Consider the following 19,103-nt stretch of genomic DNA (forward strand, 5'->3'; position numbering starts at 1 on the left):
TCAGGCCGCATTGCTCTTGGCGGGGAGGTACTCGTAATAGCTGTACGCATAGCGGCCCGCGCTGCGCTTCTGGACGCCATTGAAGATCGCGCCCTTGACCTCGACCCCGTTCTGCTCGAGTCGCTGCTTGGCCAGGGCGATCTCGCGCTGCTGGTTGAGCCCGAAGCGGACGACCATCAGGCAGGTTCCCGCCTGGTGGCCGATCACCGCGGCGTCGGTCACTGCCAGCACCGGCGGCGTATCGATCACCACCACGTCGTACAACGGGGCGAGCTGGTCGAGCAACTCATGGAAATTCGGATGCATCAGCAATTCGGACGGGTTCGGGGGAACCTCGCCGCGCGCGATGAAGGACAGGTTCTCCGCACCCGCGACACGCCGCACCGCGGCCGCCAGCGGGATCTGCCCGGAGATCAATTCCGACAGGCCATTTTCCGAACGCGCGCCCATGGCATGGTGCAGCGTGCCGCGTCGCATGTCGGCGTCGATCAGCAGCACCCGCTGTCCGGCCTGGGCCATGGTGACGGCCAGGTTGGCGCAGACGAAGGTCTTGCCGACCCCGGGGCTCGGCGCGGTGATCATCAACACGTTGTTCTTGGTCTTGAACCGCGCGAAGTGCAGGCTGGTGCGCAGGCTGCGCAACGCCTCCATCGCCAGGTCCGTGGGTGCCTTCAGCGCGAGCAGGCGCTGGTGCGTCCCACCGCCGATGCGTCCCTGCCCGACCGAGAGCTCACGACCCTTGTCGCTGTAGGGGATCGATGCATAGACCGGCAGGCCGAGCAGCTCGATGTCCACCGGATCCTCGACGCCGCGACGCAGCATCTGCTGCAACAGCACGAAGGCGACCATCAACAGCGCGCCGAGCACCGTGGCGCCGGCAACCACCGGGATGGGCTCGGGCCATGCCGGGTTCTCGAGGTCCACGGCGGCCGGATCGATGATGCGCACATTGCCGATCGCGCTGGCGCGGGCGATGTCCAGCTGCTGCGCCTGGTCGAGCAGGTTCGCGTACGTCTGGTTGGTCACCTCGACGTCGCGGCTGCGCCAGAACAGGCCCTGCTGCGTGTCAGGCAGTCGTTCGATCTCGCTCTGGATGGCGGCCTTCGCGCGCTGGAACTGCGCGATCTGCCCCGCCACCGCCTTGTACGCCGGGTGTTGCGGGGTGAAGCGGCTCGCGAGGTCCGATTGCTGCACGCGCAACTGGTTGATGTTGGTTTCCAGCGCGACACTCTGGTCCAGCAGCGCCTTGTTCTGGACGCCCACGTCCAGCGTCCGCGTCTGCGACTGGAATGCAGTCAGGGCCGATTGGGCCTTCGACAGTTCGTCGCGCACCTTCGGCAACTGCGCCTTGACGAATTGCAGGCGCTTGGCGGCCTCGGCGGAATTGCGCGCGATGTTCTGGCTGACGTATGCGGTGCTGACCTGCTCGAGGATTTTTTTGGCGAGCAATGGATCGGCATTGTCGTAGCGCAGCTCGATGATGCCCGAATCGCGGCCCTGCTCGACTGCACTGATGTCCCTCTTGAGCTTGTCGAGGATGACCAGGGAATTCAGGTGGGTCACGTCGAAATAGGTGCCAGGATTGGCCTGCAGCACGTCGACCTTGGAAGTGACACCACCACCGCTGGCGACTTCCCCAACGCGGCCTTCGAGCAGGCGCGTGCCATTGTTGTCCAGCAAGGTGTAACTGCCCTGCTCACCGGCAACCAGCCGCAGGGGGATATCGGTCATGTCGTCGGGAACATCCAGCGTCCCGAATTGCACGCGCTCGCCTCCCCATCCGTAGCTGCTGAGCCCGAACCACGGCGATGCAACCTGCCCGACCTGGTCCGGCGTATAGCGACGGGCAATGAAGCTGCCGATGAGGGGGAAGCGCCTTGGCTGGACTTGGATATCCAGGTTGAGCGCATTGACCGCATCGATCAGCACTTGCCTGGAAGTCAGCAGCTGGATCTCGGTCGACGCCGGTGCATCCTGCGCGGTGGTCGTCTGGCCCGATTGATTGTTGGACAGGCCCGGCACCGTCGGCGTCTTCTTTTCGACCTGCACCACCGCATTGGCCTCGTACTGCGGAGTCGCGAGTACCACGTACAGCACGGCCACGAGCACGAACAGCGCCGTGCCCATGAGGATCAGTCGCTTGTGGTCGCCCAGTGTCGCCAGCAGCGTGCGCAGGTCGATCTCGGCGTCGCGCATTGAAGGCGCGGCGTACGAGGGAGAAGGCGATGCCAACTTCGGGGTCAGGTGGGTGGCCATGTTTCGATTACCGGGAGAAGAAGTGGTTGAGGGGCGTTTGCAGCCGTGTGGCGACCCTGAATGCAGTCGCCGACCCAAGGCAGTGGACGCATAAGGGTGTCGACGGGGCGTCAATCCCGATCGTCGCGGATGTCATGACGCTTCCCTCAGGCCTTCCACGACCGGCCGGATCTGCACGGGGGGCATCAGTCGGTTGGTCGCCGGGGCAGGCGGCATTTGCCGCAGGTTGGCGAGCGCGTCCGCGATGCGCTGGCTGGCGTCGCGATGGGTGGTACGAAGCCCGACCGACTGGCCGGCAGTGGCCTGGTTGGCGAGCAGCCGAAGCAGGCTGGCGGCAATGGCATGTTGCTGGATGCCGACACGGCTGACGTTGCCCGCGTCGATCGCCGGCGAAACGCCCGACTGCTCCTGCACCAGCAGCACCGGCGTGCCGAACGCCGCCACCTCGAAGGCGAGGTCGCTGGAGTCGGCGAGGATCACGCTGGCATGGTTGAGCAGGTAGGCGAAGCTCAGGTAATCGGTCGGTGCGATGAGGTGCACGTTCGGGTACTCGCGCATCTGCTCCTTCAGCTCCGCAATCGACACCGTGCGCTCGTCGATCGGATACACGATGTCGACATCCGGGCGACGTGTCGCCACGGCCATCAGCGCATGGCAGATCGGTTCGAATGCGTCATTGATCGGCGCGTCGCTGGCACGTCGACGATGCAGTACGGGGAATTCCTGATAGCTCGGCTTGCCGTCCGAATTGCCGAACTGCATGCTCTCGCGGTCGGCCATCAGCACCAGCGGGCTGCCTTCGCGCAGGAATGCGAAGCACTGGCCCAGGTGCCTGGCGAGGATCTCGTCCTGCCGGATTCGTTCCGCGGCGGTGCGCAACGTACCCATTGTCGTATTGCCCGAAACGACGATGCGCTCGGCGGGTACACCCTGCGCCTGCAATCGCTCACCGGCGGACTCGCTCGGGGTGAAATGCAGCGAAGCCAGTGTTCGGGTGACCTTGCGATTGGCATCGTCGAGCCGGTCGGCGGCAGGCCGGGCCTGCGCCCCGCCCGGCTCGATGGAGACGACGGGAATCTGCTGGTAGAACGCAGCCAGCGTCGTCGCAAGCGTAGTCGACGTATTGCCGGGAACCAGCACCACGTCGGGCTTGAAATCGTTCAGCACGCGCTTGATGCCCCCCAGGGCGCGCGACGCGATGTCGGCGGGGTCCTGTCCGGGACTTGCGATTTCCAGATGCATGTCCGGCTCGATTCCAAACAGGCTCAACACCTGCTCCGGGGTCTGGTCCGGCTGGGCTGCCACGCACACACGCATATCGAACCGTGCATCGCGTGACAACTCCTCGATGATCGGCGCAAGGCGGATGGCGTCGGGCGGCGTTGCCATCACGCACAGCGTCTTCAGCACCCCCGATGGCGAAGCGGCCCGCGCCACCGGCTTGCCGGCCAGCGACATCGCCGCTGGCCCAGGCGACTGGTGCGCTCGATTGTCCTGGTCACGCTCCTGCAGGTACTTGCACAGCACCTCCAGCACGCGCTGGAACCGCAGCACGTACAGCGCCATGATCGTGGCGAACACGAGGAGGCTGACGGTCTCGGGCGCATTGCGCAGCGCATAACCGACCAGGGCGAGGACGCCAGCGCCCATGACGATGCAGGCCAGCGTCACCCGCGGCGTGCAGCCTGTGTCCTGCAGCAGGTGATGCAAGTGCTGGCGATCGGGCTTGAACGGAGACATCCCGTTGCGCATGCGGCGCACCATGACGGCCAGTGTGTCCATGACCGGCAGGGCCACGCACCACAAGGCATCGACCGGGGCGATCCGATCCACACCGCGATGGCTCAGGAACACCAGGCTCCAGGCCAGGAGGAATCCGATCAGCGTGCTGCCGGCATCGCCCATGAACACCTTGCGTCCGTCCGGCCACCCCATGTTGACGCAGAGGTAGGGAATGAGCGACGAGAACAGGACCTGCAACAGCAGCGTCACGCCAAGCACGGGGAGGCTGGCATTGCCGAACAGCATGATGGCGCCGATGCTCACCATCGCCAGGCTTGCCGCCAGGCCGTCGATGCCATCGAGCATGTTGAACGCGTTGATCAGGCCGATCACCGCGATGATCGTCACCGGGATGCCGATGACACCCAGCTCCAGCCCGTGCCCGCCGAAGATCTGACCGGTGTGATCCAGGTAGATGCCCGATGCGGCAATGACCATGCCGGCGGCGCAGGTCTGGATGATCAGTCGCGAGCGGACGCTGAGGTCATGCAGGTCGTCCACCATGCCGGTCATCACGATCAGCGCGCAGGGCACCAGCAGGCTCGCGACGAAGCGATCCACGTAGCCCAGGTAGAAGAACCCGACGACTGTTCCGAGGAAGAAGCACAGCCCGCCCACGAGCGGTACGCGTCCGCGGTGGCGCTTGCGGCCATCGGGACGATCAACGAGCCCGAGCCGGCGCGCCACGGGGCGCATCGAGAAAAGTGCGAACAGGGTAACGGCGAGCGAAATCGCGCTTGCAGCCACCAGCTTTGCATCATCCATGTGCGCCTCTGCAATCGCCATTCACGTTGGCCATCGGGGCGTGCGGAACCGCCTGTCCGCCCCGGCCTGTCTTGCATCCGGATGTTGCGTCGCCAGCGGGTAGCCAGCCTCCGGAAGTGAAAGGAGGCTAGTGATCTTCACTTGATGAGAAGATGAAGACGGGTCACGGAAACCACGTGACCAGCGTCTCTGTTAATCCGGGGGCGGGATCTGCTTCAGCCCCGGTTGGGGCGCCGCTGGCGACCGGCTACAGGCGGGAATGCCAGCTGTCGACCGCCTCGCGGATCATCGTGTAGGCCTTTTCGAAGGCAGCCCGGTCGCGACCATAGGGGTCTGGAATGGGCACATCCCCCTGCCAGCGGCCCAGGAGGAAGGTCTTCCCCCGTGCGTGCGGAGCCAGCGCCTGGATGGCCGACACATGGCGCCGGTCCATGGCGATCACCATGTCGGCGGCGCTGATCATGTCCTGGGACACCTGCCGCGCCACATGACCCGCTGCCGACAACCCGTTTGCCGCGAGGACCGATTCGGCCATCGGGTCGATGGACTGCCCAACCAGTGCCGCCAGGCCGGCGGACTCGACCTGCTTGTCCTTGCCACGCAAGCGATCGCGCAACAGGTATTCGGCGGTGGGACTGCGGCAGATGTTGCCGACGCACACAATCAGGACGCGGTTGATCATCCGGACAGTTTAACGAACGCCTGCCTGCTCAAGCCGATGGCCGGGCCATGGCCAAAAAAAAGCCCGCGCAAGCGGGCTTTGAAAATCCCCAAGTCCAGCAACGGGAGACCCGGTGCCGCCTGCGGGGAGTCAATGGTGCCGGAAATAGGAATCGAACCTACGACCTACGCATTACGAATGCGCCGCTCTACCAACTGAGCTATTCCGGCGTGGACGCGAAGTGTAGGCAGGGCGCCGCACGGGGTCAATGAAACCGCTAGTCGACCAGCTGTACCCGCAGTTCCCTGGGCAGGGCAAACACCATGTCTTCCGGCTTGCCGTCCAGTTCATGCACCGATCCTGCGCCCAGCTCGCGCAAGCGGTCGATGACGCCCTGCACCAGCACCTCCGGCGCGGATGCGCCAGCGCTGACGCCAACGTGCGTGCGGCCGTCGAGCCATGCCGGGTCGATCTCCCCGGCACCATCGATCAGGTATGCATCGATGCCTTCGCGCTCCGCCAGTTCGCGCAGGCGGTTGGAATTGGAGCTGTTGGGCGAGCCGACGATCAGCACCAGGTCGCACTGTGCCGCGAGTTCGCGCACGGCGTCCTGTCGGTTCTGCGTCGCATAGCAGATGTCGTCGTTGCGCGGTCCCTGGATCGCCGGGAACCTCTCGCGCAACGCGGAGATGATATTGCGGGTGTCATCGACGGACAGCGTCGTCTGCGTCGTATAGGCCAGGTTGCCCGGTTGTCCCACGACCAGCCGCGCCACGTCGTCGAGCGCCTCGACCAGGTAGATCCGGCCCAGGCCGACGTCGTTGCGCCACTGCCCCATCGTCCCTTCCACCTCCGGGTGGCCCGCATGGCCAACCAGCACCATGTCCCGCCCCGCCCGGCATTGCCGCGCGACTTCCAGGTGCACCTTGGTCACCAGTGGGCAGGTGGCATCGAATATCTTCAGTCCGCGCTGCGAGGCGACGCTGCGCACCGACTGCGACACGCCGTGCGCGCTGAAGATGACGGTCGCGCCATCAGGCACCTCGTCGAGTTCTTCGACGAAGATCGCGCCGCGACGCTTGAGGTCGTCCACGACGTAACGGTTGTGGACGACTTCATGGCGCACGTAGATGGGCGCGCCCAGCGTCTCGAGGGCGCGGTTGACGATCTCGATGGCGCGATCGACGCCGGCGCAGAATCCACGCGGGTTGGCGAGGGTGATGTCCATGCGCGGATTATCCCGCGTCCTGCGCCGGCTTGCCTTGCAGCAGGCCAAACAGGCCGATGCCGATGGCGCCGGCGACGATCGCCGAATCGGCGAGGTTGAAGGCGGGCCAGTAATGGTCGTGCCAGTACCACTGGATGAAGTCGACCACGTGCCCATGCAGCAGCCGGTCGATGACGTTGCCGATCGCACCGCCGATCACCAGCGCGAATGGCGCAGCCGTCCTCCAGTCGGCGCGTGGCGTCCGCGCCAGCATCCGCCCCAGCAGCCCGCTGATCACCAGTGCCAGCACGATGAACACGTACTTCTGCCAGCCCCCCGCATCGCTGAGGAAGCTGAAGGCGGCGCCCTCGTTGTACGTCCGGAACCAGTTCCAGACACCGGGGATCACCGGCACCTGCTGGAACTCCGGCAACGTCGCGAGCACCCAGGCCTTGCTGAACTGGTCCAGCACCACAACGATCGCCGAGAGCCCGAGCCAGGGCAGCGCATTGTTCCGCTCCATCAGAACCACCTCCTGGTCTCACCCGGTCCATCGACATTGGACACGCAGCGCGTGCACAGGTCCGGATGTTCGCCGTTCGTGCCGACGTCGGCACGTCGCTGCCAGCAACGGATGCATTTCGGCTTGTCCGAGACGCTCGCGCTGACGCCGATCTCCATCGCCGCATCGTCCACATGCAGGTGGACGTCGCCGCTGATCAGCAGGAACCGCAGCTCGTCGATCATCGGCGACAGCCAGTTGCGATCGGCAACGCCACAGTGCAATTCGATTTCCGCATCGAGCGCGGCACCGATCTCGCCATTGGCGCGCATCGGCTCCAGCACCTTGGCGATGCGCTCGCGCAACTCGAGCAGGCGGTCGAAATCGGCGGCAGACAGCACCGCATCGCCGTCGGACGCGTCGAGGCCGGTGTACCAGGTCGCGAACAGCACGTTGCCCTCGCGCTCGCCCGGCAGGTAACGCCACATCTCGTCGGCGGTGAAGCCGAGGATGGGCGCGATCCAGCGCACGAATGCCTCGGCGATATGGAACATCGCGCTCTGCGCGGAGCGGCGTCCGGGCGAATCCTCGCCCATCGTGTACACGCGGTCCTTGGTGACGTCCAGGTACAACGCGCCGAGATCGACGCTGCAGAAGTTGGAGATGGAATGCACGACCTCGGCGAAGTCGTAGCGCGCGTAGGCATCGGCGATCCTGCCCTGCAGCTCGGCCGCGCGCTGGACGATCCAGCGATCCAGCGCAACCATGTCGCCGGTCGCAACCAGGTGCCGCGCGGGATCGAATCCATGCAGGTTGCCAAGGACGAACCGCGCGGTGTTGCGGATGCGCCGGTAGGCGTCGCCCGTGCGCTTGAGGATTTCGTCGGACAGCGACATCTCGTTGCGATAGTCGGTCGACAGGATCCACAGGCGCAGGATGTCCGCGCCGAGCTTGCCGATGATGTCCTGCGGTTCGATGCCGTTGCCAAGCGACTTCGACATCTTGCGGCCGTGCGCATCGACGGTGAAGCCATGCGTCAGGCAGTTGAGGTAGGGCGCCTGTCCGTCCATCGCCACCCCGGTGAGCAGCGAGGACTGGAACCAGCCGCGATGCTGGTCGGATCCTTCCAGGTACAGGTCGGCCGGCTTGCGCAATCCATCGCCAGCGCGCTTGGCCAGCACGCAGGCGTGGGTGACGCCCGAGTCGAACCACACGTCCAGGATGTCGGTCACTTTTTCGTAGCGCGGGGCGTCATCGCCCAGCAGCGTTGCCGGATCCAGCGCGTACCACGCGTCGACACCGTCGCGTTCGACCATGTCCGCAACCTGGCGCATCAACGCCGGCGTGTCGGGATGCGGCTGCCCGCTCTCGCGATCGAAGAACAGCGCGATCGGAACGCCCCACGTGCGCTGGCGGGAGATGCACCAGTCCGGACGCCCTTCGATCATGCCGAAGATGCGCGCCTGGCCCCACTCCGGGATCCAGCCGACCTGCGCGATCGCCGCCAGCGCGTCGCGACGCAGGCCGGCCTGTTCCATCGAGATGAACCACTGCGGCGTGGCGCGGAATGCCACCGGCGTGCGATGCCGCCAGCAATGCGGATAGCTGTGGGTGATCGTGGCGAAGGCGAGCAGCGAGCCGTTGCCGCGCAGGCCTTCGACGATGGCGTCGTTGGCCTTCCAGATGTGGGTGCCGGCCAATGCGTGGTCGCCCAGTGGCGGCGTCGATGGCAGGTAGACGCCGCGGCTGTCGACGGGATTGAGCTGCGCCGCGCCGTACTGCTCGACCAGTCCGTAACGCTGGCCGACGACGAAGTCGTCCTGGCCATGTCCGGGCGCGGTATGCACGGCGCCGGTGCCTTCCTCGGCCGACACGTGGTCGCCCAGCAGCAACGGGATCTCGCGCTCCGCATAGAACGGGTGCTGCAGTCGCTGGCCTTCGAGGTCGACGCCGCGCGCGCGGCCGTGCACGACGACGTCATCCACGCCATAGCGCTGCAGCGCGCGTGCCGCCAGCGCCTCGGCCAGCACCAGCCATTGGCGATGGCCGTCGCGTGCCGGGCCTTCGACGAGGGCGTAGTCGAGCTCCGGCCCCAGGGTGACGGCAAGGCTTGCCGGCAACGTCCACGGCGTCGTCGTCCAGATCGGGACGGCGATATCCACGCCGTCGGGCAAGGTCGCCGCGAATGCCGAGGCCAGGGCCTGCGGCTGGCGCGCGCGATAGGCAACGTCGACGGCGGGGGATTTCTTGTCCTGGTACTCGATCTCCGCCTCGGCCAGCGCCGAGCCGCAATCGAAGCACCAGTGCACCGGCTTGACGCCGCGCGCGAGGTGGCCACGCTCGATGATCGACGCCAGCGCGCGCAACATCTCGGCTTCGTAGCCGAAGTCCATCGTGCGATACGGATGCTGCCAGTCGCCGATCACGCCCAGGCGCTGGAAGTCCACGCGCTGCACGTCGATTTGTGCATTGGCGTACTCGCGGCATTTGGCGCGGAAGGCTTCGGCGTCGAGCTTGTCGCCGACCTTGCCCCACTTCTTCTCGATCGCGATCTCGATCGGCAACCCGTGGCAATCCCAGCCAGGCACGTAGGGCGCGTCGAAGCCTGCGAGCAGCTTCGACTTGACGACCGCATCCTTGAGCACCTTGTTGACCGCATGGCCCAGGTGGATCGCACCGTTGGCGTACGGCGGGCCATCGTGCAGGACGAAGGAGGGCCGACCGCGAACCTGCTCGCGCAGCCGCGCGTAGAGGCCTTCGTCCTGCCAGCGCTTGAGCGTTTCAGGCTCGCGCTTGGGAAGATCGCCGCGCATCGGGAAATCCGTCGCGGGCAGGAGGATGGTCGCCTTGTAGCGGAGGTTGCTTGGATCCTGGGTCACGCGCAGGCCTGCCTGGGAAGATCATCGAGTAGGGCGCGCGCCTGCATGGCGTCGCGATGCATCTGCGCGACCATGGTCGGCAGATCGCGGAATGTTTCCTCGTCGCGCAGCTTGGCCTTGATCTCGACATCGATCCGGCGCCCATACAGGTCGCCATCGAAATCGAACAGGTGCGCTTCGAGCAACGGCTCGGTGCCGCCGACGGTGGGCCGGGTTCCGACGCTGACCACCGACGGCCAGGCCTTGTCGTCGATGCCATGCACCATGGCCGCGAAGATGCCGGACACCGGTGGCCTCTTCGAATGGAATCGCAGGTTGGCCGTGGGATATCCCAGCGTGTGCCCCAGCCGGTTGCCATGCACCACGCGCCCCTGGACGGAATACGGTCGGCCGAGCAGCCGTGCCGTCGTCTCGAAATCGCCCGATGACAGTGCATGGCGCACCCGCGTGCTGGAGACGCGCTCGCCATCCAGCGACACGGGATCGACCGCGCCCGCCGTGAATCCGCATTCGGCGCCAAGGCGCTGGAGTGTCTCCAGGTCGCCCGTGCGGTCGTGGCCGAAACGAAATCCCGGGCCCACCCAGACTTCGCGCGCGCGCAGGCGCTGCGCGATCACATTGCGCACGAATGCATCCGGCGGCATCGATGCAAGCGCTGCGTTGAAGCGCAGCAATCCCACGACATCGATCCCCAGTGCCCGCAGGCCCTCGATCCTGGCGCGAGGCGGCGTCAATCGGGCCGGCGGTGCGCCGGTGCCGAAGAACTCGCGTGGGAGCGGCTCGAAACTCAGCGCCACGGATGGAAGCCGCAGTTCACGCGCACGCGCGACCGCGTGGCGCACCAGTACGCGATGGCCGAGATGCAAGCCGTCGAACGCGCCGATGCAGACCACGCTGCCTTGGGGGCACAAGGGCCCGCCTTCGACGTCACGGAACAGCCTGCTCATTGAACCCTGAAGTATAGCCATCCGCTCCAGGCTCAATGCTCGCGCAGCTCGCGCCAGCGGAATCCGACCAGCACCATCGCCGCCAGGTAGACCAGTCCCCCACCGATCACCAGCACGCCGAGCCAGATGAGGCGATCGGTCAACGGAACGACGGTGAAATCCGGTGCCCAATGGCGTCCGGCGAGCAACGCAGCCGCCATCGCAGCGCAGGCCGTCGACAGCCGCAGCACGAAGCGCCCCCACCCGGGTTGCCGTTCGTACACCCCTGCCTTTCCGAGCCAGCGCCAGAGCAGTGCCAGGTTGAGATAGCTCGCAACGGCGCTCGCAAGCCCCAGTGCGAAGTGCAGGCCCGGCACGCGCGCGAGCGCTGCGAGGATCGAGCCCTGCTGCAGATCCCGCGGAACCCAGAGATGGAACAGGATCGCGAGGAAGATGACGTTGAACACCATGTTCGCCACCAGCGACGCGACGCCGGCACGCACCGGCGTCCGGGTGTCCTGGCGCGCATAGAACGCGGGCAGGATCACCTTCACCAGCGCGAAAGCCGGCAGGCCGAAGCTCAGGCCGAACACCGACAAGGCCGCCATCCGTGTATCGAAGGGCTTGAACTGCCCGTGCTGGAACAGCGTGGCGACCAGCGGCACGGACAGCAGCATCAGGCCGAGCATCGCCGGGACGGCGATCATCAGCGTCGTGCGCAGCCCCCAGTCCAGCGCCTTGGAAAATCCCGCGTGGTCGGTGTTGACGTGGTGGCGCGACAGCGTCGGCAGGATGACGGTGCCCAGGGCGATACCGAATACGCCCAGTGGCAATTCAAGGAATCGATCGGCCTGGGACAGCCAGGTCTGCGAACCGGCCACCAGCAGGGACGCGATCACGGTGTCGAGCAGCAGGTTGATCTGCGCGACCGACGATCCGAACAGGGTCGGCACCATCAGCCGCATCACCCTGCGCACATCCGGATGACGGGCGCCCCAGCGCGGCAGCGCCAGCAGGTCGAGTTTCCCCAGTTGCGGCAGCAGGAACAGCAGCTGCACGATGCCGCCGATGAGGATCGCCCATCCCAGCGCAAGGATCGGTGTCTGCAACAGCGGCGACAGCCACAGCGCGGCGGCGATCATGCACAGGTTGAGGATGACCGGCGCCAGGGCCGGCATGCCGAAGCGATGGAAACTGTTCAGTGCGCCCCCGGCCAAGGCCGTCAGCGAAACGAACATCAGGAACGGGAACGTCAGCCGCAGCAGCTGCACCGTGAGTGCGAACTTCTGCGGCTCGTCGACGGCGCCGGGCGAAAACAGCATGGCGACCTGCGGGGTGAACAACATCCCCAGCCCCACGACCACCAGCAGGACGCCGCCCAGGGTGCCCGCCGTACGCGAGATCAGCGTTTTCAGGTCCGCGTGCGGGCGTGTCTCCTTGATCTCGGTGAACACCGGCACGAAGGCGGTCGTGAAGGAGCCTTCGGCGAACAGGCGTCGCATGAAATTGGGGATGCGGAAGGCGACCCAGAAGGCGTCGGTGGCCGCATTGGCGCCGAAGACGCTGCTGATGACGATGTCCCGCACCAGGCCGAAGACCCGGCTGACCATGGTCATGCTGCCGAACGAAAGCAGCCCCCTGAGCATGTTCGGGCGGCTCATCGGCCCGCCTCCCGGGTTCCTGGCGATTGTGCGTTGACCCAAGTCACTGAATCCCCCATACTTTCCTGTCTACCGGCGCGAATCTCCGCCCCACCTTCAGCTCCAACCAACATTCTCAGGATTCCATCGTGGCCAACATCAAGTCCGCAAAGAAGCGCGCCAAGCAGGCTGTCGTGCGCAATGCCCGCAACGCAGGCCAGCGCTCGATGCTGCGCACCGCCGTCAAGAAGGTGCTCAAGGCGCTCGAAGCCAATGACGCCGCCGGCGCGAACGCCGCTTTCGCCGTCGCCCAGCCGATCCTCGATCGCTTCAGCGCGCGCGGCCTGATCCACAAGAACAAGGCTGCACGGCACAAGAGCCGCCTGACGGCTCGCATCAAGGCGCTGCAAGCCGCCTGAGTCAACTGCCGGCAGGCAATTGAAAAACCCGGCTCCGGCCGGGTTTTTTGTTGTCCCGCACACCCGCTCAGGCTGCATCGTGGCCTTCGGCGGAAACCGACGGCGTGGCGGCGGCATCGGCCGGGCCGTTCGCATTGGCGAGCTGGGCGGCATCCTCGCGCAGCCGATCGAAGAACGCCTGCACGGCCAGCATGATCGGCCAGGTGCCCTCGCGTCCAATCGCCGAGACCAGGAACCAGGGCTCGGTCCATCCGAGCTCGGACACGACCTGCTGGGCGCGCTCCCGGGCTTCGTCCTCGAACAGCAGGTCGGCCTTGTTGAGCACCAGCCAGCGCGGCTTTTCCAGCATGCCCGGATCGTATTTGCGCAGCTCGTTCTCGATCGCGCGCACCTGCTCGGCCGGCGGCACCTCGACACCGCCTTCCATCGGGGCGATATCCACCAGGTGCAGCAACAGGCGCGTGCGCTGCACATGGCGCAGGAACAGGCTGCCAAGTCCCGCGCCTTCGGCGGCGCCCTCGATCAGCCCCGGAATGTCGGCGATGACGAAGCTGCGGCCCGGCTCGACGCTGACCACGCCGAGGTTCGGATACAGCGTCGTGAACGGGTAATCGGCGACCTTGGGCGTGGCTGCCGACACCGCGCGGACGAATGTCGACTTGCCCGCATTGGGGAAGCCGAGCAGGCCCACATCGGCCAGCAGCTTGAGCTCCAGCTTGAGCAGCCGCTGCTCGCCTTCGGTGCCGGGCGTCGCGCGTCGCGGCGACCGGTTGGTCGAGCTCTTGAAATGCATGTTGCCCAGGCCACCGTGTCCGCCCTTCGCAACGAGCAGCCGATCGCCGTTGGCGGTGAGGTCGCCGATCACTTCGTCGGTGGCGACGTTGATCACGACGGTGCCGACCGGCACGGTGATCGTGACATCGTCGCCGGCCTTGCCGTAGCGCTGCTGGCCCATGCCGTTCTCGCCGCGCTGCGCCTTGAACTGCTTCTGGTGGCGGAAGTCGACCAGCGTGTTGAGGTTTTCGTCGGCCTGCAGATAGACATCGCCGCCACCACCGCCATCGCCGCCATCGGGCCCGCCGAGGGGGATGAACTTCTCGCGGCGGAAGCCAATGCAGCCGTCGCCGCCATTGCCTGCGGTGACCGTGATTTCAGCTTCGTCGACGAGTTTCATGGGATGCGATCAGATAGGGGAGGCAGTGGGTCGGGTACAAACAAAAAAGCCCCGCAGCGCGGGGCTTTCCTGCGCTCGCCTGGATGGATCAGGCGGCGACGACGCTGACCATGCGGCGCTTCTTCAGGCCCTTGACCGAGAACTCGACCTTGCCGTCGATCAACGCGAACAAGGTGTGGTCGCGGCCCAGGCCGACGCCCATGCCCGGATGGAACTGCGTGCCGCGCTGGCGGACGATGATGTTGCCGGCGTCGATGGACTGGCCACCGTAGATCTTCACGCCGAGGTATTTCGGGTTGGAGTCGCGGCCGTTGCGCGAGGAACCTACGCCCTTTTTATGTGCCATGGCTGCTGCTCCTTATTTCTTGTCGCCACCGGCAATGCCGGTGATCTCGATTTCGGTGTAATGCTGCCGGTGGCCCATCTGCTTGCGATGGTGCTTGCGGCGGCGGAACTTGACGATGCGGATCTTGTCGGCGCGGCCGTGGCCGAGCACCTTCGCCGTCACGCTGGAACCCTTCAGGTCCTCACCAAGCTTGACGCCCTCGCCGTCGCCGAGCATCAGGAGTTGGTCGAACTTGACCTCCTTGCCGGCTTCCAGATCGAGCAATTCGACGCGGAGCCTTTCGCCCTGCATCACGCGGTATTGCTTACCGCCAGTAACAACAACTGCGTACATGACCAGACTTCCTCTGTAGTTATTTTTGGTCGCCTGAACGCCGTCGAGGGCGGACAGAAGCGGAATTGTAGAGGTTTCAGCTAGTTAGGGTCAACTGGGGCGCCGGCCGGCTCGACAGGCCGGCTGTCGCCCCGCCCCCGGGCGGACCGGCAGTCACCATCGGGGCGGCCGGGCCCCGCCGGGCCGATCCTGAACGGGTCAGCCGGCCGCGGTCTCGGCATCTGCGATGACGCCACCGCAGGCTGGCAAACCCTGCGATTTGCCCCCATCTGGATGGCTCGCTACCCTCCCCTGTTGGCTCGCGCCTTGCGCCGGCCTTCCCCTGTTGCCGGAACCGAGACCCTGCCCCCGATGGCGATGGACACCATTCGCATCCGCGGCGCGCGGACGCACAACCTCAAGAACATCGATCTCGACCTGCCGCGGGACCGCCTGATCGTGATCACCGGCCTGTCCGGGTCGGGCAAGTCGTCGCTGGCCTTCGACACGATCTACGCCGAAGGCCAGCGCCGCTACGTGGAGTCGCTGTCGGCCTATGCGCGCCAGTTCCTGAGCGTGATGGAGAAGCCCGACGTCGACCATATCGAGGGCCTGTCCCCGGCAATCTCGATCGAGCAGAAGTCGACCTCGCACAACCCGCGCTCGACTGTCGGCACGATCACCGAGATCTACGACTACCTGCGCCTGCTGTATGCACGCGTGGGCACGCCGCGCTGTCCGGACCACGGCTATCCGCTGGAGGCGCAGACGGTCAGCCAGATGGTCGACCAGGTCCTCGCGTTGGGCAACGACCCTGCGCGCGCCGAGCAGCGCTGGATGCTCCTTGCACCGGTCATCCGCGAGCGCAAGGGCGAACACGCGCAGGTCTTCGAGCAATTGCGGGCGCAGGGTTTCGTGCGCGTCCGCGTCGACGGCGTGCTGCATGAAGTCGACGCCGTGCCGCCACTGGCCCTGCGCACCAAGCACACCATCGAGGCCGTGATCGACCGCTTCAAGGTCCGCGAGGACCTCAAGCAGCGGCTTGCCGAATCCTTCGAGACCGCGCTCAAGCTCGGCGACGGCATGGCGCAGGTGCAATCGCTGGACGACGCGTCGGCGCCGCCGCTGCTGTTCTCATCCAAGTACAGCTGCCCGGTCTGCGATTACTCGCTGCCCGAGCTCGAACCGCGGCTGTTCTCTTTCAATTCGCCGGTCGGCGCCTGTCCCGCCTGCGACGGCCTGGGCGTCAGCGAATTCTTCGATCCGGCACGCGTCGTCGTGCATCCGGAGCTGTCGCTCGCCGCCGGTGCGGTGCGCGGGTGGGATCGCCGCAATGCCTATTATTTCCAGCTGATCGCCTCACTGGCGCGGCATTACGGATTCGGCGTCGACACGCCCTGGCAGGATCTCGACGAGAAGGTCCGGCAGGCAGTGCTGCACGGCAGCGGAAAGGAACTCATCGGCTTCACCTACCTCACCGATGCGGGCGGGCGCAGCCAGCGCCGGCACAAGTTCGAGGGCATCCTGCCCAACCTGGAACGTCGCTACCGCGAGACCGAGTCGGCGGCGGTGCGCGAGGAACTGTCCAAGTACATCAGCGAGCGCCCCTGCCTGGAATGCGGCGGCGCGCGCCTCAATCGCAGCGCACGCAACGTCTTTGTCGGCGAGACGGCGCTGCCGCAGGTTGCCGTGTTGCCGATCGACGAGGCCCTGGCGTTTTTCGGGCAGCTGCAACTGCCGGGCTGGCGTGGCGAGATCGCGGTCAAGATCGTCAAAGAGATCAGCGACCGCCTGCGCTTCCTCGTGGATGTCGGGCTGGATTACCTCACCCTTGAACGCAAGGCGGGCAGCCTCTCCGGCGGCGAGGCGCAACGGATCCGACTGGCTTCGCAGATCGGCGCGGGCCTCGTCGGCGTGCTGTACGTGCTGGACGAGCCCTCGATCGGCCTGCACCAGCGCGACAACGAACGCCTGCTCGGCACGCTGACCCGCCTGCGCGACCTCGGCAACACCGTCATCGTCGTCGAGCACGACGAGGATGCGATCCGCCTCGCCGACCACATCGTCGACATCGGTCCCGGCGCCGGCGTCCACGGCGGTGAAGTCGTGGCCCAGGGCACGTATGCCGACGTGCTGAAGGCGCCCCGATCGCTCACCGGGCAGTACCTCAGCGGCAAGAAGCGGATCGAGGTCCCGGCGCAGCGCCACAAGCCGAGCAGGAAGATGATGCTCAAGCTCGGCGGCGCATCGGGCAACAACCTGAAGAACGTCGACGTCGAGATTCCAGCCGGGTTGTTCACCGCAATCACCGGGGTATCGGGTTCGGGCAAGTCGACGCTGATCAACGACACCTTGTATGCGCTGGCCGCCAACGAAATCAACGGTGCGTCGCATACGCCGGCGCCCTACCGCGAGATCGAGGGGCTGGACCTGTTCGACAAGGTCGTGGACATCGACCAGTCGCCGATCGGGCGCACGCCGCGCTCGAATCCGGCGACGTACACCGGTTTGTTCACCCCGCTGCGCGAACTGTTCGCACAGGTGCCGGAAGCCCGCGCGCGCGGCTATTCCGCGGGACGCTTCAGCTTCAACGTGCGCGGTGGCCGTTGCGAGGCCTGCCAGGGCGACGGGCTGATCAAGGTCGAGATGCACTTCCTGCCCGACGTGTACGTGCCCTGCGACGTGTGCCACGGCAAGCGCTACAACCGCGAGACGCTGGAGATCCTCTACAAGGGCTTCAGCATCCACGACGTGCTCGACATGACGGTCGAGGATGCGTTGAAGCTGTTCGAACCGGTGCCGTCGATCGCGCGCAAGCTCGAGACGCTGCTCGACGTGGGCCTGAGCTACGTCAAGCTTGGCCAGCCGGCCACGACGCTGTCGGGTGGCGAGGCGCAGCGCGTGAAACTGTCCAAGGAACTCTCGCGCCGCGATACCGGACGCACGCTGTACATCCTCGACGAGCCGACGACCGGCCTGCACTTCCACGACATCGAGCACCTGCTGGCCGTCCTGCACAAGCTGCGCAACGACGGCAACACCATCGTCGTCATCGAGCACAACCTCGACGTGATCAAGACGGCCGACTGGGTGATCGACCTCGGGCCCGAAGGCGGCCATCGCGGCGGCCAGATCATCGCGCAGGGAACCCCGGAAGACCTCGCGCGCATGCCGCATTCCTGGACGGGGCAGTTCCTGGCCAAGACGCTTGGCATGCAGGACAAACCCGCAAGAAGGAAATCGGCGGCATGAGCGAAACCAGCAAACCTTCGCCGCAAGGCAGGAAGCCCGCTCCGCGCAGGAAGCGGGCGACGCCTGCCGCGGATTCGCCGCAACTACCGGCTGGATCCGCGCCCGCAAGCCTGATCCGCGTGCCGCTGTCGGTGCGATGGCGCGACCTGGACGCCTTCAACCACGTCAACAATTCGAAGTTCCTCAGTTACCTGGAGGAAGCCCGACTGCGCTGGATGATGTCATTGCCTGGCGAATGGATCGACGACAACGTCGCACCCGTGGTTGCGGCCGCGCACGTCAACTACCGGCGTCCCATCGAATGGCCGAATGAGATTGTCATCGAGCTGTTCGTCGAACGGCTCGGTACCACCAGCCTGACGATCGGGCATCGCATCGTCAGCGCACGGGACGACAAGGTGCTCTACGCAGACGGCAACGTGGTGATGGTGTGGATCGGCAAGCAGGACGGCCAAGCCGCCGGATTGCCCGACATCGTCCGCAAGGCCTGCGCGGGGAATTGAACGGCCCGGTCAGGGCGCGGCGGGACGCAACTCGAATGTACCCGACAGGCTGCGGCCATCGCGCAACGAAAAATCGATCGTGACGCGATCGCCGGCCTTCAGCGTCGCGGTCGGCTGCATCAGCATGAGGTGGTAACCGCCGGGCGCGAGTACCGCGGACGCCTTCGGTTCGATGTGGAGGTCGGGAACGGGCCGCATGCGGCTGATGCCATCCTCGATCCGGGTTTCGTGGATCGACGTGTCGGCGAACGCGCGGCTGCTGGCGGAAACGATGTCCGCCGCGTTGCCACAGGGGTTGTCGATGTGTCCGAACCCGGCAAGCATCGCCATTCCGCCGGGCATCAACCGGATCCAGCCGTCGCGCACGACAGGCGTGCACGGTGGTGCCGCCCAGGCCATGCCGACACACAGGTACAGGCATGCGGCAATGGCCGCCTTGGTTCGATTCGAATGCATCCGACTATGATACCTGCGGCTCG

At 66.0% G+C, this 19,103-nt stretch carries 14 protein-coding genes, 1 tRNA gene and 1 pseudogene; 3 read left to right on the forward strand and 13 right to left on the reverse strand.

Features of this window, described 5'->3' with window-relative positions:
• From GST15_RS04980 to murJ, 9 genes are all read right to left on the reverse strand, one after another.
• A complete protein-coding gene (locus GST15_RS04980; protein ID WP_159016120.1) occupies positions 1-2,256 on the reverse strand; it encodes a polysaccharide biosynthesis tyrosine autokinase in 2,256 nt (751 codons plus the stop codon).
• 132 nt (positions 2,257-2,388) lie between these two features.
• Positions 2,389-4,803, reverse strand: a complete 2,415-nt coding sequence (gene wecB / locus GST15_RS04985) for a non-hydrolyzing UDP-N-acetylglucosamine 2-epimerase (protein ID WP_159016121.1) — start codon at positions 4,801-4,803, stop codon at positions 2,389-2,391.
• 247 nt (positions 4,804-5,050) lie between these two features.
• Positions 5,051-5,485: a low molecular weight protein-tyrosine-phosphatase gene (locus GST15_RS04990; RefSeq protein WP_159016122.1), complete on the reverse strand. Its 435-nt coding sequence runs from the start codon at positions 5,483-5,485 to the stop codon at positions 5,051-5,053.
• A gap of 133 nt (positions 5,486-5,618) precedes the next feature.
• Positions 5,619-5,694 (reverse strand) — tRNA-Thr (locus GST15_RS04995).
• Positions 5,695-5,741: 47 nt separating this feature from the next.
• Positions 5,742-6,692: a 4-hydroxy-3-methylbut-2-enyl diphosphate reductase gene (gene ispH, locus GST15_RS05000; protein WP_159016123.1), complete on the reverse strand. Its 951-nt coding sequence runs from the start codon at positions 6,690-6,692 to the stop codon at positions 5,742-5,744.
• Positions 6,693-6,699: 7 nt separating this feature from the next.
• A complete protein-coding gene (lspA, locus tag GST15_RS05005; protein ID WP_159016124.1) occupies positions 6,700-7,194 on the reverse strand; it encodes a signal peptidase II in 495 nt (164 codons plus the stop codon).
• The gene (gene ileS / locus GST15_RS05010; protein WP_159016125.1) at positions 7,194-10,052 is read right to left on the reverse strand and encodes an isoleucine--tRNA ligase; all 2,859 of its coding nucleotides are present in this window, start codon (positions 10,050-10,052) and stop codon (positions 7,194-7,196) included. Before ileS ends, lspA begins: the two co-directional genes overlap by 1 nt.
• A complete protein-coding gene (locus tag GST15_RS05015) occupies positions 10,049-10,999 on the reverse strand; it encodes a bifunctional riboflavin kinase/FAD synthetase (RefSeq protein ID WP_159016126.1) in 951 nt (316 codons plus the stop codon). The genes ileS and GST15_RS05015 overlap by 4 nt, the downstream gene beginning before the upstream one ends.
• Positions 11,000-11,031: 32 nt before the next feature.
• Entirely contained in the window at positions 11,032-12,624 is a 1,593-nt protein-coding gene (gene murJ / locus GST15_RS05020; protein WP_199268725.1) for a murein biosynthesis integral membrane protein MurJ, read from the reverse strand.
• Positions 12,625-12,767: 143 nt separating this feature from the next.
• On the opposite strand from murJ, the gene rpsT reads away from it, so the two are divergent.
• A complete protein-coding gene (gene rpsT / locus GST15_RS05025) occupies positions 12,768-13,037 on the forward strand; it encodes a 30S ribosomal protein S20 (RefSeq protein WP_159016128.1) in 270 nt (89 codons plus the stop codon).
• 67 nt (positions 13,038-13,104) lie between these two features.
• On the opposite strand, the gene obgE is transcribed toward rpsT, so the two are convergent.
• From obgE to rplU, 3 genes are all read right to left on the reverse strand, one after another.
• A complete protein-coding gene (gene obgE, locus GST15_RS05030; protein WP_159016129.1) occupies positions 13,105-14,211 on the reverse strand; it encodes a GTPase ObgE in 1,107 nt (368 codons plus the stop codon).
• A gap of 88 nt (positions 14,212-14,299) precedes the next feature.
• The gene (gene rpmA, locus GST15_RS05035; RefSeq protein ID WP_159016130.1) at positions 14,300-14,557 is read right to left on the reverse strand and encodes a 50S ribosomal protein L27; all 258 of its coding nucleotides are present in this window, start codon (positions 14,555-14,557) and stop codon (positions 14,300-14,302) included.
• 12 nt (positions 14,558-14,569) lie between these two features.
• Positions 14,570-14,890 carry a 50S ribosomal protein L21 gene (rplU, locus tag GST15_RS05040; protein WP_159016131.1) on the reverse strand — a complete coding sequence of 107 codons (321 nt, stop codon included), beginning with the start codon at positions 14,888-14,890 and terminating at the stop codon, positions 14,570-14,572.
• A gap of 351 nt (positions 14,891-15,241) precedes the next feature.
• On the opposite strand from rplU, the pseudogene uvrA reads away from it, so the two are divergent.
• Both uvrA and GST15_RS05050 read left to right on the forward strand, forming a co-directional pair.
• Positions 15,242-18,079 (forward strand): annotated as a pseudogene (gene uvrA, locus GST15_RS05045) (excinuclease ABC subunit UvrA); the annotation flags it as partial.
• A gap of 38 nt (positions 18,080-18,117) precedes the next feature.
• Entirely contained in the window at positions 18,118-18,624 is a 507-nt protein-coding gene (locus GST15_RS05050) for an acyl-CoA thioesterase (protein ID WP_159016133.1), read from the forward strand.
• A 9-nt stretch (positions 18,625-18,633) separates the two neighbouring features.
• Here the strand turns inward: GST15_RS05050 and GST15_RS05055 are convergent, their stop codons facing one another.
• Positions 18,634-19,080: a copper chaperone PCu(A)C gene (locus GST15_RS05055; RefSeq protein WP_159016134.1), complete on the reverse strand. Its 447-nt coding sequence runs from the start codon at positions 19,078-19,080 to the stop codon at positions 18,634-18,636.
• Between the last annotated feature and the right edge of the window lie 23 nt (positions 19,081-19,103).

It is taken from the genome of Cognatiluteimonas profundi, assembly GCF_009792795.1.
GTDB classification, from domain to species: domain Bacteria; phylum Pseudomonadota; class Gammaproteobacteria; order Xanthomonadales; family Xanthomonadaceae; genus Cognatiluteimonas; species Cognatiluteimonas profundi.